The sequence below is a fragment of the Synechococcus sp. M16CYN genome, from assembly GCF_040371545.1.
Taxonomy (GTDB): domain Bacteria; phylum Cyanobacteriota; class Cyanobacteriia; order PCC-6307; family Cyanobiaceae; genus Parasynechococcus.
This window is the reverse complement of record NZ_AP029048.1, coordinates 1,372,169-1,388,538: the sequence shown is the minus strand read 5'-3', so window position 1 is coordinate 1,388,538 and position 16,370 is coordinate 1,372,169. Positions and strand designations below refer to the sequence as shown.

The following is a 16,370-nucleotide window of genomic DNA, read 5'->3' as shown; positions in this document are numbered from 1 at the left end:
TATGTGTTAGATATTGACATCTTGAAGATGCCTTTTATTTTCAGGTAAAGCCCTAAGGTGAGGGCATGGTATTCGTCCCACTTCATAACCACAGCGACTATAGTCTTCTTGACGGGGCGTCGCAACTGCCCGCAATGGTGGAGCGAGCGAAAGAGCTGGGGATGCCAGCGATTGCTCTCACCGATCACGGTGTCATGTATGGCGCAATTGAGCTGCTCAAACTCTGCAGAAGAAACAATCTCAAACCAATTATTGGCAATGAGATGTATATCATCAACGGGTCAATCGATGACCCTCAACCTAAAAAAGAGAAACGGTATCATCTCGTTGTGTTGGCAAAAAATACTGTGGGCTATCGCAATCTGGTGAAACTCACCAGTATTGCTCATCTGCGTGGCATGCGGGGTCGTGGCATTTTTTCACGAGCGTGCATTGATAAAGACTTATTGGAGCAACACAGCGAAGGCCTCATCGTCGCTACAGCCTGTCTTGGTGGGGAGATCCCTCAGGCGATTCTGCGAGGTTTCCCTGGGGTGGCCAGAGACGTGGCCCGGTGGTACCAGAATTTATTTGGCGAAGACTTCTACTTAGAGATTATGGATCATGGTTCCTCTGAAGATCGAATCATCAACATAGAAATCGTCAAGATCGCCCACGAACTAGGTATCAATCTGATAGCCACTAATGATGCTCATTATCTGAGTAAACATGACGTAGAATCACATGACGCTCTTCTCTGCGTACTCACAGGGAAATTAATTGGCGACGAGAAACGGCTTCGCTACACCGGCACGGAATACATTAAGACCGAAGAAGAGATGGGCCGTCTATTTGCGGATCACCTCGATCCTGCTGTTGTTCAGCAAGCCATTACCAATACTGCAAAGGTCGCTGAAAAGGTGGAGGACTACGACATCTTGGGTAGGTGTCAAATGCCTCAATTTCCTATTCCGGAGGGTCATACGGCCATCACCTATCTTCGCGAGGTCACCCAACAGGGATTGCGTGACCGTCTAAAAATTAAGAATAACGATCCAATTGCCAGGAAATATGCAGAGCGTATAGCCCATGAACTCGAGATCATAGAGCAGATGGGCTTCTCCGCCTATTTTCTTGTGGTGTGGGATTACATCCGCTTTGCTCGAGAACAGAGCATTCCAGTTGGTCCTGGTCGAGGCTCTGCCGCCGGCTCTTTGGTGGCTTACACCCTTGGTATCACTAATATCGACCCAGTGAGCAACGGCTTACTTTTTGAACGGTTCCTGAATCCAGAACGGAAATCGATGCCTGACATCGACACCGACTTTTGTATCGAGCGCCGTAGTGAGGTGATCGATTACGTTACCGAGCGCTATGGCGAAGACAAAGTTGCCCAAATTATTACTTTTAACCGAATGACATCGAAAGCAGTTCTCAAAGATGTAGCTCGCGTTCTTGACATCCCCTACGGAGATGCCGACCGACTTGCTAAGTTAATACCGGTGGTGCGCGGCAAACCGGCCAAGCTAGAGGCCATGATTGGCGATAACTCACCCAACCCCAGGTTTCGAGAAAAGTATCGGGGTGATCCTGTAACGAAGCGCTGGGTTAACATGGCTATGCGGATTGAAGGCACCAACAAGACCTTCGGTGTACATCCTGCTGGTGTTGTGATTGCCGCAGATCCACTAGGTGAACTTGTACCTCTTCAGCGCAACAATGACGGCCAGATTATTACTCAATACTTCATGGAAGATGTTGAGTCAATGGGCCTGCTGAAGATGGATTTCCTCGGTCTTAAGAATTTAACCATGATTGATAAAGCTCTTGAACTTGTCGAGGTGAGCAGCGGTATTCGCATTAATCTTGACAAGTTGCCATCCAAAGATGTTGATACCTTCGCTTTATTGACTCGCGGCGACCTAGAAGGAATTTTCCAGCTCGAATCGAGCGGTATGCGCCAGATTGTAAGAGACCTTAAGCCCTCCTCTCTAGAAGACATCTCATCGATTTTGGCTCTTTATCGGCCAGGTCCACTGGACGCCGGACTAGTTCCGAAGTTCATCAACCGCAAGCACGGACGCGAGGCAGTCGATTTCACTCATGCGATCCTTGAGCCGATCTTAAGTGAGACCCATGGGATTATGGTTTACCAAGAGCAGATTATGCGAATCGCGCAAGATCTGGCTGGTTATTCTCTCGGACAGGCCGACCTACTACGACGAGCCATGGGCAAGAAGAAAGTGTCGGAGATGCAAAAGCATCATGATGTTTTTGTCGAGGGTGCTAGTGCGCGGGGCGTCAATGAAAAAGTTGCTAACGAACTATTTGATCAAATGGTGTTATTTGCCGAATACTGTTTCAACAAAAGCCACTCTACTGCATACGGCACGGTAACTTATCAGACCGCCTATCTCAAAGCTCACCACCCGGTGGCCTACATGGCGGCTCTTCTTACAGTTAACGCTGGCGCGACCGACAAAGTACAACGCTACATCTCTAACTGTAACGCCATGGGGATTGAGGTGATGCCCCCAGAATTAAATACTTCTCTTACTGACTTCACCCCCAATGGTGATCGCATCCTGTTTGGTTTGTCTGCCGTTCGAAATCTGGGCGATGGAGCCATTTGTCAGTTAATCGCTTCTCGCGAGAGTGATGGACCGTTTCAGTCACTGGCAGATTTGTGTGATCGTATTCCATCAACGGTGCTGAACCGTCGCGGTTTAGAGTCTCTAATACACTGTGGCGCAATGGATGCTATAGACGGTAATCTCAACAGAGCACAGTTGATAGCTGATCTCGATCCAATTTTGGATTGGGCTTCCTCGCGAGCAAGGGACCGCGGTAGCGGTCAGGGCAATCTCTTCGATTTGGTGTCAACGACCCTTGGCGGGGCTGATTGTCCTAGCAGCCCCAGCGTAGCTCCAAAAGCAGCGCCAGTTTCAGACTACTCACCCTCGGAAAAACTGCAGCTGGAGAAAGATTTTGTTGGCTTTTATCTGTCAGATCACCCACTCAAGCAACTGACTTCCTCCTCTCGCCTGTTAGCTCCAATCGACTTAGGCTCCTTGGAAGAACAACCAGATAAAAGTAAGGTCAGTGCGATTGTGTTGGTTACTGAATTGCGTCAGGTAACTACACGAAAAGGCGATCGGATGGCAGTTATTCGGCTTGAAGACCTCACCGGCAGCTGCGAAGCGGTAGTCTTCCCGAAAACTTACGCACGATTAACAGACCATCTCATAGAGGAGACACGCTTATTGGTTTGGGCAGGCGTTGATCGACGCGACGAACGGGTTCAACTAATTGTTGACGATTGCCGTGCTATCGATAATTTAACATTGCTCCTTGTGCAACTTCCTTTCGGTCAGGCCAATGATATTGTTGTGCAACACAAATTGCGCCAATGCCTAGCTCAGTATCGCCCTAGGCAAGATGAACTCGGTGTCAAGGTCCCTGTCATTGCAGAGATTCGTCTCGGCGATATGGTGCGCTACGTTCGCTTTGGCGCCCAATTTTGTGTTCGGGATCCAATTGAGGCTATTCAAGCGTTAAATGATCAATCTTTCTCAGCACGGTGTAGCGAGCGTTTAGTGCTGGGATAATAAGGAAACAAATTAAAATATAACTTATAAAAACTGTTTACCGTTTGCTGTTAAGCATACAGTAAACCTCGCCTAGAACAGTTATTTAATTGAACTTAAATTTACTTTTGATCTAGCTGCTTCTGTGCACGAACTGATTGACGTATCCGTTGTAAATTTGGTTTGAAATTCTCAAATCCTAACAAAGACCCAGGTTCTTTTTCCCAGCTGGCTGTCAGCAAACCTACACTTAAACCGACAAGGCCAAGAATGAAAAAGAACCCAGAACTGACCAAGGTTGCGCTAGGTGGGATGTTGGCAATATTTTTTGTGACCATGAAATAACTAGCTATGAAAACCCCCATGCCCGCAACGGAGGGGAGTCCAGTGAACACGGCTATACGGCGGGCCATCCGATTAGCCACATAACGAGGTATAGCTTCTTGCCGGGCACCAACAGGAATCCCTGCCGATTTCCCTGAGCCCTTGGGCTCGAAAGGCAGTGGGCTGCGCTGCTCAGTCATAATAGACCTAATCAACCACGGATGCCCAACTTGGAGATGGTTTCGTTGTAGCGTTGCTTGCTTTTACTGCGCATGTAGCTTAACAGCCGCTTACGACGTCCAATCATCTTTAGCAGTCCTTGTCGGGATGAGAAGTCATGGATGTTGCTCTGGAGATGGCTGCTGAGGCGATTAATGCGCTCGCTTAACATGGCCACTTGAACCTCTGCGGATCCGGTATCGGTGCCGTGGGTCTGGTGGTTATTAATCAGCTGTTGTTTTTGGGTTGTATCAAGCGACATGCGTGAGGGGGCGGTCCTGCCAGCGCAGGTAATCATCTTACCGATACGTTGCTCCTTTGTTGAATAGTCTCAACTAAATCAAATGGATTCACTACTTAGCCACTGAAGGCAACCTCGCAACCATCCATCTTGATCATCACCAGAAGGCGGAGAACCGCTGGCTCCGTCGGCAACGGCTTGCACGGCCCGATAGATTTCGGGCTCGTTGTAGCCTAGACCGACTAGAATCAGCTTTAGATCGCCCTTGACTTCGGGTAAGCGCTCCATAATTGACTGATCTGATTCGATTCCACCGAAAGCTTCGATAGGTGCGCGCAGGTCGACGGCCAGCCGTTCAGCTGTACGCTTGCCGATTCCTTGCGCCTGACAAAGCCGTTTAAGGTCACCACTGCTGATGGCTTCGATCAGTTCCTGCGGCTTGCATTCATGGAGTAGCGCTAAACCAGCTTGTGGGCCCACGCCGCTGACGCCGATCAGTAAACGGAACAGATCTCGTTCTTGGCTATATGGAAATCCGAAAAGGCTACTGACGCCTTCTCGCTGCACTTGGTGGATCCAGAGGGTTAGTTCGTTGCCAAGCTGAAGATGCTGTAGATAGCGTGAAGTCACTTGTACCTCGTAGCCGACCCCTGAGCAGACAAGTAGCACTCCACTGCGATTTCCTTGAGTCCAGCACTTCACGTGCCGTCCTTGCAGCCAGCCGATCATGAAGAGAGGGAATCAACTGCATCATGTTGCCGCAACTGCACGGGTCTATCCTCGATCAATCTCAGGTTTCTAATCGTCTTCTGCGCCGAATCGTAAATGGGCTATGTATAGCTGCAGTGTTGTTTCTTTTGGCTGCTTGCAGTGAATCTCAGCCTCCTCGGGTATTGTTAAATGAAGCATTATCCTTGCAAATTCAGTTAACTCAAACAACTATTTCCACTTCTCTTGATCTCGCGCCAATGACAGTTATGCCCAGCATCAGCCGTATTCGTGTTGAGGAGCAAGAGCCAGTTTGGCTTGGAGAGCTGCGGGGGCTGCGCGTGTCTGGGCGGTTTGATTGGCAGCTTCCCGGTGATCGGGTACAAGTCGATAGCCTATTTGAGGTATATCTCCAACAGGGGGAACGATATCAAAGCTGGAGGTTGGCTCGGCCTAGTGGCGGTGACGCTGATAACCGTCAAACCTGGCAAATCTACCCGCTTGGATTGGGCTAGATCCAGATACTTATTGGCGTGCAGATAGGCTAACCATGGCCGCGAGCAGAATTAACCCGCCACCGCAAACCTGCCAAATGCTGATCGATTCTGCAAACCAGATAAAGCCCCAACCAGCAGCAAACGCAACTTGCACATAGTTGATTGATGTAGCTCGGGCTGCCGGCAAACGGCGAAGTCCGTCTGTAACCCAAACCTGACCAAGCTGAGTGAATAGGCCAACCCCCAGGAGCCACATCCACTCAGCTCCTATGGGCAATACTCCATTTTGGATTACCCACGGAAGGGTAATCGGAATAGAAATTAACGGGAAGTACAGAACGATTACCAGGGGATGCTCAATTGCCGATAGCCGTCTCACACTTATGTAAGCCAACGCTGTAAAGAGCGCTCCGCAAATGCCAATCAGTACAGGTATAAGAGGCAAATTGCTTACTTCATCTGTTAACCATTTTGGCTGAACCACTAAGACGACACCAATCCACCCCAGCAAGACAGCGAGGATGATCCGCTTGCGCAAGGATTCTCCGAGCAGCACCAGTGCTGCTAACGCCGTAAACGTAGGATAGGTGTATTGCAGGACTGTTGCTGCTGCCAATGGCAGTGTCTCAATGGCGTGGAAAAAGCAGAGAAGCGCAATACTGCCTGTTATTCCCCTTGTTAATAGCAGCCTACGGTCAATTCCCCATGGTTCGACTCCTGCCAGCTTCAATCCAACGCTCGTCAGTACTAGGCTGATCACGGCTCGGACAAACACAATCTCCGCAACGGGAATTCGACCATCCAGCTGCTTGACGCAGACAGTCATCAAGCTAAAAGCCAGTGAGCTAGATATGAGTGAGCAGCTGCCCTTAACCTGGCCGCTAGTCCGCCACGATGGAGCTGGTTCACGGTCAGACATCGGTTGCGGATGCATGGGAGCGGATAGTGTCCTGCGACTTCGCAGAATGGTGTAATGGTCAACGCCCGCCTACATCCACGAACGATTGAGGCCGTCAAGGAACGAGCCGATATAGTTGATATTGTCGGTGAACACGTTGTTTTAAAGAAAAAGGGACGCGAGTTCGTCGGCATTTGTCCCTTTCATGACGATAGCAAGCCGTCGATGACGGTTTCTCCAACCAAGCAGTTTTACTATTGCTTTTCTTGTGGGGCTGGGGGAAATTCTATCAAGTTTTTGATGGAATTTCAGCATCAAAACTTCAGCGATGTGGTGCTGGAACTGGCACGTCGATACCACCTCCCAATTGAGACTGTTGATGGTTCGCAGCAGAAACGATTAAGCCAGTACCTATCCCGGCGCAGCGCATTACAGCGCGTACTAGCCCTTGCTTCCGGCTGGTTCCGTAGCCAGCTACAGAGCCCTGCTGGCAAAGAGGCTGTCGAATACCTTGTAGATAAACGCGGTTTCAGCCCTGCCATTTCAGAGGTGTTTGAACTGGGATATGCCCCAGACCAATGGGATGGACTTCTAAAGCACATGCACCAGGTAGAGAGGATGCCTTCGGAACTCCTCGAAGCGGCTGGTTTAGTAGTTCCCTTGAAACACAGCAATCGGTTTTACGATCGCTTTCGTCATCGTGTGATTATTCCGATTCATGATCGCCAAGGGCGCGTCGTTGGCTTTGGTGGCCGTAGCCTAGATAACAGTGAGCCAAAGTATCTTAACTCTCCGGCAACAGAGATTTTTGAAAAGGGAAAGCATCTATTCGGACTTGATAAGGCGTCTAATGCAATTCGAAAAAACGGCTGTGCCGTGGTCGTAGAAGGCTATTTCGATGTAATCGCGTTGCACGCTGCGGGCATTACTAATGCGGTAGCTGCCCTTGGTACCGCTCTCAGCAATTGGCAAATCACACAGCTTTGCCGCGTCAACGAAAACAAACGTGTTGTGCTTAATTTTGACGCCGATGGTGCTGGGATTCGTGCTGTTAATCGAGCGATCGATGAAGTGGCGCAACTGGCGCTTCAAGGCCAACTGGAGCTGCGGGTCCTTAATTTGCCTATGGGGAAAGATCCAGATGAGTTCCTCAAAGATCACAACGCAGATGATTACCGGGCGTTATTAAATCAAGCCCCGCTATGGCTAGACTGGCAGGTCGAACAAGTCTTGGCTGACCGTGATCTGGAGTCCGCTGATCAATTCCAGCAAGCAGTTAGCTCTCTAGCTGCTTTGTTTGGAAAGCTACCCAGATCTGCTGTAAGAACCCACTACCTGCAGAGAGTAGCAGAACGACTGAGCGGTGGGCGGGGACGTCTTGCCCTGCAACTTGAGGAAGACTTACGTCAGCAAGTGAGAGGACAGCGTTGGCATGGTCGCTTAAAACACCATGAACAAACCGATAAGTTGAGCCAGCAGGAGCGTTCAGAAGCCGACTTACTTCGGTTGTATCTCCATTGCCCTCATAATCGGGTAATGATTCGCCAAGAATTACATGAACGAGAACTCGAGGATTTCGCCATTCAGCACTATAATCATATTTGGGCTGCAATTACTGAAATTGAGGAAACAAATCTGGGGGCTGGTCGTCTTAAAGCAATCAACTGCCGTGAAGATGCTGGAGAAGGCTTAGATGTCCTAGATTTGCCCCAGTTGCTTACCGATCAGCTGTTATTAGAAAACAATGCTTTGATATCATATCTCACTCCGTTGCTCAAATTAGACGAACTCCAACAAGTTGCCCTTTCCGATCCGCTTAAATATTTACGCGGTACAGCTGCGCTGCTCGAACGTCAAAAAAGTTTGAAACGTTGTCGCCATTTACTAGAAACATGGGGCAGCCAACAACTACAAACGTTGGAGTCATGTATCGCAATGATCATCGACCAATCGAATCAGACTACAGATCAGCAGGACAATGTCAATATGGAAGAGCTTATCCAGTCGTTGTTTAATGATTTGAATCGCGATGCATTGCATTACCAGGAGTTGTACTATGCTGAGCGCAGATGTCTTTTGCATTTCGACCGGCAGCGCTGCGGAAGCTACGCAGCGCTGGCTAAAAACGCGGCTGAGATGATACTGCCTACAGTACGAGTTGATGGAAGTCGATACCTTCAAACTCAGGATTCCGAATCTGGTTAACTGTGTTTTTGCCTAAGCCATCGTTCTTCAAATTGGCAGCCCCTGTAACTCAACATAATGGTAAAGCGCGCCGTTATTTTATGACATCTAATCATTGGCAGGTTTATCTATTTAAAATATATTTTTATCTCAATATAATTCTAATCCGTCAAGCTTCTTAAGCTACTTATCATGATCTTTAGCTAAAAATTGTAGTTGTGAAAAGCAACTTGTTAATCTTTCCATCCAGCTACTCATTGAGCCAAATGTTAAATCTGTGATGATCTAATTAATATAAACAAAATAAAAATTGCTCCGTAACTATCTACAGAGCAAAAGCACTTATGTTTTTCTGGTTTATACATTATAGAACTAGTAGCATAAACAATTCGCAATGCGAATATTTTGGCTATGTATAGATAAATGAATAGTGATCAAATTAATAAATTTTATGTAACTATTCTTCTCATAAATGCGTAAACCCAATAAAATTAATTTTGATTTTTAATATTCAGTAAATACAATAGCATAGTTTTACTATTTATTATAATCAGTTCAATAAAATGGTGTGTCGCTAAAAAGTAAATCTTTCATATTTTAAAAAGTTTTAATCTAAATTTGATTAATTTTTGTTGCTTTTAATTGCATTTAAAATCCAATAACAGTGGTGTGACGCTTGATTAAACTATAGTACTTGAATGGCTAGGTAAACAAAACAAAATTGCTAGGATGGCATATTTATTTACTTTAAAAGTCTATTAAGTATCTGCTGACGTCTCTTGCTTAAGTATAAGATTATTGATTATTTTAACTAATTGTTTATTATCTTAATGGTTTTCATTTTGACAAATTTACTACCGATTCTAGAAATATTTTTGCTATCTATACTATAATAAAGATTTAATTAAAGAACTAGTCAAAAATCATAACTCTATCATGTATAATGATAACCAAACAATTTTTATTTCTTTATTGTCGACTTTTTCTTAGCCTACTTAACCATCAATAATAACGATAAAAACTCAACTATATTATTCGTGCTCTTTTTCAATATGACCAATCCAGTGGCTACTAACTCCATCCACCGCTGCTACTGATTGTAATCAGACTCACATTAAAAAAAGCTTTTTTCAAGTTTGCTCATATCAACATTGATAATAATAGTAGCTGTTTCTATAATTATGATTATCATGTTATAAATGATTAAAACTTAGTCGTTATTTTATCATTTCTATTATTTTTTATCAGTTAACTAATTTGTATCAGATAAATATTATTAATATTGAGCTACTTAGTTAAAACCTTAACCTTGATTTACCTAAAATTGTTAAGCCTTACTAGGTTGGTAAATCTATCACTATTTACAGTGTCATTTTATTTTCTAAGGTAATCACTTTTGCTGTTCAAAATCCTAAGTTATTTGGAATAGTTATTTTTATTTATTCATCGTAATTTTTAGCTTTATATTGATTAGTAAGAACAAGTATATATCATTCTTAACAACTCAATATCAGGAGAATAGGAGAAATAGTACTATTATACTAAACTTCTTCTAATATCGTTCAAACTCTGATTTTCAAGTTGCTGCTTCCGAGTACACTAAGTTAGATATAAGAGCGTGTATTAATCAACTACTAGTTGAGGCAAATCTCTACTTATAAAACTATCAACTTAGTTAATACTGAAATGCTAATATATGATCTAAAATGAATTGGTCAAAGAATGACTATACAACTGTATTTTATACTTATTCGAGCAGCTCGTTCATATATCTGTGAGGTTAAGTTGCGCTCCGCGAAAAGGTTTTAATTAGTGGCATTGTTTACTCTTATATACTTAGACTCTTGTTGATTTAGATGTTTTTATCTACTAAATAATCCTTATTTTTAAATAAGTTTTTCTACAAATTCTCGGAAAAATTACTAACCAATTCTATCACAGTAAAAATTAAAATTATAGAAATGAATCTTAAAAATGGGTATATAATTTTTTGTATGACAGAATGACTATTAATAATTTTATGTGCATAATTCATGCTAAATAGATACAGCATAGGAAAAAAGTAAAGCATAGTAATCAGTGAAGATATATTTAATTTCACTTTTTATTAATGTATTAATTAAAGTCATTATTAAAGTTATACTCATTATTATAGCTCTAAAAGATTAAGCAAAGCAAGAAAGCTTTGTAAGAGGGCATAAGCATTCATTGAGATAGTGATCTGTCTTGAGGTTAGTTAGTCATCCTTATGTCCAGATTTTGCTCCACGATAATCAGATCACTAGCTGAGCCAAAAAGTATAAGTATTCTGATGGAACATGTTATTGAGAATCTCGTAAGTGTTGTCGTAAAGATAACGAATTGATAAAAATTATGCCAATCGCAACTTAGTGAAGATGAACAACACAATTAGTCTAACTTTTGCTATCTAAGCTTATGCGTGTATCAAGCAATTAAATACTTCGTTGCTGGTTTGGCGAATTTGTTAATCCAAAATATTTATGAAGCCGTTGACTTTGATCAATAATATTGCAACTTATTTATTTAGCAGATAGAATCTGTATCAAGGAAGGTTAAAGATTAATTTTCTGATTAAGTAAAAAATTATTGTAATTATTATTTTTGATAAATTTAAAATCTTGAATATTATTCAAAAAAATAATTATTAAGATGACTTATATATCACTATAAAGAATCTAAATAAATAGATTTTAGAATGTAAAGTCGCCACAGATGTAGCCAGCAGACAATGTAATAGTGCTTCCATCTAATCTTTTCTTAAATATTAGATGGAGAGATTTTCTCTAGTATTTATATTATAATTTTATGTCTTTTTTCTCTAGAAGTGGGATTAATATTTTAGCTGATTAATGGCACTATAGATAAAATTTAATAGTATTTAAAAATAACAGATTATCTGCATAAATTAGTATCTTGTCATATTTAATACTATTCTGACGCCTATCTTAACTGTTTCCAGAGATTATTTTTCAAGAATGTCACGCTAAAAATAAATTTTCACACATAAATAATATACTCATGCTGTTTAGCAAAACTTAATAATTAATTTTTTAGATTTAGATTGTTTTTAACATAAATATAGAAATATTTGATATTATTAGGGTGTCGAATAAATTAATTTACTGATTTCTCATGTACAGAAAACAACAGGGTGAAAGTATAGAGCATCAGGTCAATCCTAAGTCCGATAATCATTAGTTCAGAATCGTCTATCCCTAGGCCCGATGGTAAGGGCCACCTTGAAGGATTGTTTGGGCTCGGAATAATTGCTCGACTAAAATCAGCCGCGCGAGTTCGTGTGGGAAGGTCATCGGTGAAAGACTGAGCTGCCAATTCGCTCGTGATTTGAGCTTTGCAGTCATTCCATCAGCACCACCGATCACGAAAACAAGTCGCTCGTTCCCTAAGTGTTCCAAGCGCTTCGCGAAAAGAACGGAACCCAAATATTCTCCTTGTTCCATAAGAATTATGAGGTTTTCCTTTGGATGTATCGCAGCCTGGACTGCTTCAGCTTCTTTTTCAGGTGTACTATCGCGCAACTCGATAACATTGAGACCAGGTAATCGTTTCAAGTAAAGATCTATTCCTTCCTGAATCCAACCGCGGCGCACCTTTCCCACTGCCAAAATCCGACAACGAGAGGGGTTCAATTACTGGGATGCTCTTCGTCTTCGAGCAGCATTTGGTGAAAAGCCACATAGAGGCTATCTAATTCATTGCTAGCGGTTACTTTTGATCGCTGAGGATCGACGGCTTTGCTTCGACCAGCGGGAGCCTTGTTTAAGAGAGGTAGATTGGGCTTAGCCTCGGATGATAAGTTAATAGTTCTTGATGAGAACGCTTGGCGTTGTTCAAGTTGTTTTAAGCGAGTCATTAAGTGCTTAGGCACCTTTCCATCACTGCTTACTTGCATCAGTTCCCGAAATAAATTCTCAGTATCTTCTTCTGTTTCCACCTTGTGGCGGATTTGACTAGCCTTTGGCCTTGTCGGCATTTTTGGTTCAGGAAGACGTTGCGGTAAGCTCCTGCTCAATTCACGCAGGCGATTTAAACTGTGGGAGTTAAAACTCATATTTTTAGTTGCAGCCGAGACTTTCACGAGTATCGCGGCCCGTGACGGGGTTAGTGCCGTCCGCAACACCACAGAGACTTTTGATCTGATCAGCTCTCATGGGTACGTCTGTGAAATCGGCACCGGTGATCACAACATTAGTGAAACGGGTGTTGAACGCAAAAGCGCCTTCCAATACCGCGTTGCGCAAGTTGGTGCCGATCAGTACAGCCGAATCCAAAGTAGCTTCCCTCAGGTCTGTATTACTGAGGTCGGCGTCCTGGAGCTTTGCTCCATACAAACTGGCTCCGTGAAGATCAGAGCCAGAGAGGTTAGCTTCTCGAAGATTGCTGAGGTTGAAGGTAGCCCCAGCTAGATCTTTATGGGAATAATCAGCGCCAATGAGCACCTGCTTGGCCACATCCATGGCTGCCATGGTTGACGCAGTAAAACAAACAAACGGGGTCAGCATGAAAAAGAATGCGACTAAAAAAGCTAGTTGTCCGCTATACATCTGTTCCATCCTTAATGGTGTCATAAACTTAAATGAGTTCTACTATGACTCATTGTGACAGACTAGAAATCGATGGGATCACATAGCGTGAAAACGTACTTGCAGCAGCTGTACTGAACAGAAGATTGGATGTTAAAACGGCTTCCAAGGCTCATCGACCTAAGGACAAGAGCTGGACCCTAGCCTTACCACGCCGGCATGTCACTAAAATTGATCGAACTTACTGAGTAATAACAAAAACCTAAACCCGGCAGTTAAGGCTTAGGTGAGGGGTGCAACCTAGCAACCGACGGTCCACGTTCTGGCACACCTAATACCAGCACCTTCACGCTACGTCAACTCTCGCAAACTTGTTTTGTATTTCTTTATCTGTGTGTTGTAGTTGGTCATAAATTAATTGCGTTGAGAGCATAATACGCACTGGAAATGTTCTTAGAGTTGTTGCTTCCTCTGATTTTCTTCGAATTTTAGAATCCAAATGTTGTAGGATATATGTCTATGAGATTTCGAAATAATAAATCGACTAAGGCGGCGTGACTTGATAGGGCTTTGTTGATCTTGTTGTTATTCAAGATTCATTATTTTGAGAGTTATTAATCCATACTCCCATACTGTTTGTATTTCGTTTTCGTTCAAATGGGCATTTCGGAAATACACCTATCCCTGAGCTTACTCTCACGAAAAAACAATCACATTAAAGCTTATAATCGGCGAAGTCTAGTAATTCAAGACTAACTCATGCTGGAGTTTGATACGAAAGGAGTGATGTATTTTGCGACAGAGCTACCTATGGAGATTATCCCTCATGCCCTGACCGAGTGATTTTACACAATGCGAAATACTCAACTTAACTCAACCTAGACTCGGTCGTACGAAGAGATTTTAGAGTCACTATATATCCTTAGGTACTTGAACCAATGTGATTCGTAGGCGTTTTGGTCAGCATTGGCTGCATGATGAGCAGGTACTTGCTCAGATCGTAAAGGCTGCCGATCTCCAACCGGATGACCGCATTTTAGAGGTGGGGCCTGGACATGGTGCTCTGACGAAACGATTACTTGCTTCGTCGGCAGCACTAATCCATGCGATAGAACTGGATCGTAACCTGGTGGAAGTTCTCCAAAATCGCTTTGGAAGCCACCCCAAATTCAGCCTTCAGCAGGGTGATGTCTTACAGGCGTCGCTGCGTCTGGCTGATGCAAGTTTTGCTAACAAGGTTGTTGCCAATATCCCTTACAACATCACAGGTCCATTATTAGGGCGTTTGATTGGGCGTCTCGACCGACCAGCTAATCCAACATATGAGTGCTTGGTGTTACTGATACAAAAAGAAGTGGCCGAACGAATTCGAGCCAAACCGGGTCAGAGTGGTTTCAGTGCCTTGAGTGTTCGGATGCAGCTCCTGGCTCATTGCTCTTGGGTTTGTTCAGTTCCTCCCTGTTGTTTCCAACCACCACCAAAGGTAGAGTCGGAGGCCATTCTGTTAAAGCCATTCCCGCCAGAGAAGCGCTTAGAATCAGGCTTAGCCAGTCAGGTAGAGTGGCTCCTGAAACGGGTTTTTCAAACCCGGCGCAAGATGTTGCGCAACACGCTCACATCTGTGATTGATCCTAGGCGTTTGGAACTAGTAGCTGCATCGATTGGAATTAACCTCCAGCAACGACCTCAGGAGGTAGCCGCTGAGACCTGGGTCGATCTGGCGAGAGGTTTGAACCTCAACACTTGAACTCACCCTCTTGATCGCCATGATCACTGTGACGGCACCAGCTAAAGTGAATTTACATTTGGAAGTGTTGGGGCTTCGTCCGGACGGCTTCCATGAGCTGGCTATGGTGATGCAGAGCATTGATCTGGCAGATCGCCTTCGGCTCATGAACACGGCTGATGCGCAAATTGTGCTCGCCTGCGACGATCCCAGCCTAAGCGTTGGCAGCGACAATTTGGTATTGAAGGCAGCTGAATTGCTCCGGCAGCGTTCGGGTTTCGAGGAACTGGGGGTATTGATTTATTTAGAGAAACGGATCCCTGTCGGGGCCGGTCTAGCTGGGGGATCCAGCGATGGTGCGGCAGCTCTGGTCGGACTAAATGCGCTGTGGAAACTTGGCTACACCAATGCTGACCTGGAATCCATGGCCGCTGAACTCGGATCAGACATGCCGTTTTGTGTGGCCGGAGGTACCCAACTCTGTTTTGGTCGTGGCGAGAGGTTGGAACCAGTGCCCACTGCAAACGACTCCTTGGCTGTGCTTCTATTGAAAGACCCTGGAGTTAGTGTATCAACCTCCTGGGCGTATCGACGTTGTAAAGAGATGAATGCAAATCAATATTTCCAGGGAGAACAAGCGTTCGAATCCCGTCGAACGGAATTGCGTAACGCTGTTTGGCTTCGACCATTACGCACCGACTGCCCACCTCCCCTTAGAAACGATTTACAAACCGTGGTGGAATCCGAATTGACTGCGGTGCAGACATCGCTTCAACTCCTTAGCACCCTTCCAAATTCCCTCGCTGTAGCGATGAGCGGCTCGGGACCGAGCTGTTTCGCCCTATTTCGGGATCAGCGGCAGTGCGAGCAAGCGGCGGCGACGCTGGCTACGAGACTGAATGCAGCAGGACTCACGGCTTGGACTTGTTCGTTGCGGTCCAATGGTGTGAGCATTGAACCATGATCAATACCACTTTATCCAAAGAAACCGAGAAGAAACAAAAGGATCCGATCAAAGGTCCTCTTAACTTCTTATCCGGAGCTTTAACTGCGGGCTGCTTGGCTTGGCTAGCTATCAACATGAGTCGACGGATAGTTGTCTATTTCACAATCCATCCGCCCCACTATGAGTCGCCGATCTCCCAAAATATTGCGGTCACCTTGAAAACGCTTCTCGTCGGCTTATCGTTCATAGCCGTTTTCAGCACAAGTTTTGTAGCCCTTGGTTTGATGTTGGTCTTCTTTCGCAGCCTTTTTACAAAGGGCTATAAGAGCTCTGCCTAACGTCCAAAGAACTTGCTTCTGTATTGATGACGCCCCACGACCTAGGTCAGCTGGTATTGCTTCTATCACCAGCCATGCTGTTGTCTATTTTACTACTCTTCACTTTTGCTGCCGGCGGTTGAGATAGCGTGGTTCCTTAATCCGGTTTAGCCGGGATC

14 protein-coding genes are annotated in these 16,370 nt (G+C 44.6%); 7 read left to right on the top strand and 7 right to left on the bottom strand.

Going from position 1 to position 16,370, the window contains the following annotated elements; translation table 11 throughout:
• Window positions 1–65 precede the first annotated feature (65 nt).
• Window positions 66–3,587 carry a DNA polymerase III subunit alpha gene (locus ABWV55_RS06685; protein WP_353291344.1) on the top strand — a complete coding sequence of 1,174 codons (3,522 nt, stop codon included), beginning with the start codon at window positions 66–68 and terminating at the stop codon, window positions 3,585–3,587.
• A 101-nt stretch (window positions 3,588–3,688) separates the two neighbouring features.
• On the opposite strand, the gene ABWV55_RS06680 is transcribed toward ABWV55_RS06685, so the two are convergent.
• From ABWV55_RS06680 to ruvA, 3 genes are all read right to left on the bottom strand, one after another.
• A complete protein-coding gene (locus ABWV55_RS06680; protein WP_353291343.1) occupies window positions 3,689–4,090 on the bottom strand; it encodes a PAM68 family protein in 402 nt (133 codons plus the stop codon).
• A gap of 11 nt (window positions 4,091–4,101) precedes the next feature.
• The gene (gene rpsO, locus ABWV55_RS06675) at window positions 4,102–4,371 is read right to left on the bottom strand and encodes a 30S ribosomal protein S15 (protein WP_353292654.1); all 270 of its coding nucleotides are present in this window, start codon (window positions 4,369–4,371) and stop codon (window positions 4,102–4,104) included.
• A gap of 78 nt (window positions 4,372–4,449) precedes the next feature.
• Window positions 4,450–5,079 (bottom strand): Holliday junction branch migration protein RuvA, encoded by a 630-nt coding sequence (ruvA, locus tag ABWV55_RS06670; RefSeq protein ID WP_353291342.1) that lies wholly within the window; start codon window positions 5,077–5,079, stop codon window positions 4,450–4,452.
• 23 nt (window positions 5,080–5,102) lie between these two features.
• On the opposite strand from ruvA, the gene ABWV55_RS06665 reads away from it, so the two are divergent.
• Window positions 5,103–5,573: a hypothetical protein gene (locus ABWV55_RS06665; protein WP_353291341.1), complete on the top strand. Its 471-nt coding sequence runs from the start codon at window positions 5,103–5,105 to the stop codon at window positions 5,571–5,573.
• Between the two features lie 10 nt (window positions 5,574–5,583).
• Here ABWV55_RS06665 and ABWV55_RS06660 read toward each other — a convergent pair whose 3' ends face one another.
• A complete protein-coding gene (locus tag ABWV55_RS06660) occupies window positions 5,584–6,381 on the bottom strand; it encodes a DMT family transporter (RefSeq protein WP_353291340.1) in 798 nt (265 codons plus the stop codon).
• A gap of 25 nt (window positions 6,382–6,406) precedes the next feature.
• Between ABWV55_RS06660 and ABWV55_RS06655 the strand changes: the two genes are divergently transcribed.
• Window positions 6,407–6,529, top strand: coding sequence for a hypothetical protein (locus ABWV55_RS06655; RefSeq protein ID WP_353291339.1), 123 nt, complete (start codon window positions 6,407–6,409; stop codon window positions 6,527–6,529).
• Window positions 6,529–8,658: a DNA primase gene (gene dnaG, locus ABWV55_RS06650; RefSeq protein ID WP_353291338.1), complete on the top strand. Its 2,130-nt coding sequence runs from the start codon at window positions 6,529–6,531 to the stop codon at window positions 8,656–8,658. The genes ABWV55_RS06655 and dnaG overlap by 1 nt, the downstream gene beginning before the upstream one ends.
• Window positions 8,659–11,873: 3,215 nt before the next feature.
• Here the strand turns inward: dnaG and ABWV55_RS06645 are convergent.
• The 3 genes from ABWV55_RS06645 to ABWV55_RS06635 are packed head-to-tail and all read right to left on the bottom strand — an operon-like array spanning window position 11,874 to window position 13,181.
• Window positions 11,874–12,308: a 23S rRNA (pseudouridine(1915)-N(3))-methyltransferase RlmH gene (locus tag ABWV55_RS06645; RefSeq protein ID WP_353291337.1), complete on the bottom strand. Its 435-nt coding sequence runs from the start codon at window positions 12,306–12,308 to the stop codon at window positions 11,874–11,876.
• A complete protein-coding gene (locus ABWV55_RS06640) occupies window positions 12,305–12,730 on the bottom strand; it encodes a hypothetical protein (RefSeq protein ID WP_353291336.1) in 426 nt (141 codons plus the stop codon). Before ABWV55_RS06640 ends, ABWV55_RS06645 begins: the two co-directional genes overlap by 4 nt.
• A 4-nt stretch (window positions 12,731–12,734) precedes the next feature.
• The gene (locus tag ABWV55_RS06635; protein ID WP_353292653.1) at window positions 12,735–13,181 is read right to left on the bottom strand and encodes a pentapeptide repeat-containing protein; all 447 of its coding nucleotides are present in this window, start codon (window positions 13,179–13,181) and stop codon (window positions 12,735–12,737) included.
• Window positions 13,182–14,142: 961 nt separating this feature from the next.
• Between ABWV55_RS06635 and rsmA the strand changes: the two genes are divergently transcribed.
• Genes rsmA through ABWV55_RS06620 form a run of 3 tightly spaced genes read left to right on the top strand, consistent with a single transcriptional unit; the run spans window position 14,143 to window position 16,212 of the window.
• Window positions 14,143–14,949 (top strand): 16S rRNA (adenine(1518)-N(6)/adenine(1519)-N(6))-dimethyltransferase RsmA, encoded by an 807-nt coding sequence (gene rsmA, locus ABWV55_RS06630; RefSeq protein ID WP_353291335.1) that lies wholly within the window; start codon window positions 14,143–14,145, stop codon window positions 14,947–14,949.
• A 19-nt stretch (window positions 14,950–14,968) separates the two neighbouring features.
• The gene (gene ispE / locus ABWV55_RS06625) at window positions 14,969–15,892 is read left to right on the top strand and encodes a 4-(cytidine 5'-diphospho)-2-C-methyl-D-erythritol kinase (RefSeq protein WP_353292652.1); all 924 of its coding nucleotides are present in this window, start codon (window positions 14,969–14,971) and stop codon (window positions 15,890–15,892) included.
• Window positions 15,889–16,212, top strand: coding sequence for a DUF3082 domain-containing protein (locus tag ABWV55_RS06620; RefSeq protein WP_353291334.1), 324 nt, complete (start codon window positions 15,889–15,891; stop codon window positions 16,210–16,212). The genes ispE and ABWV55_RS06620 overlap by 4 nt, the downstream gene beginning before the upstream one ends.
• Window positions 16,213–16,370: the final 158 nt, after the last annotated feature.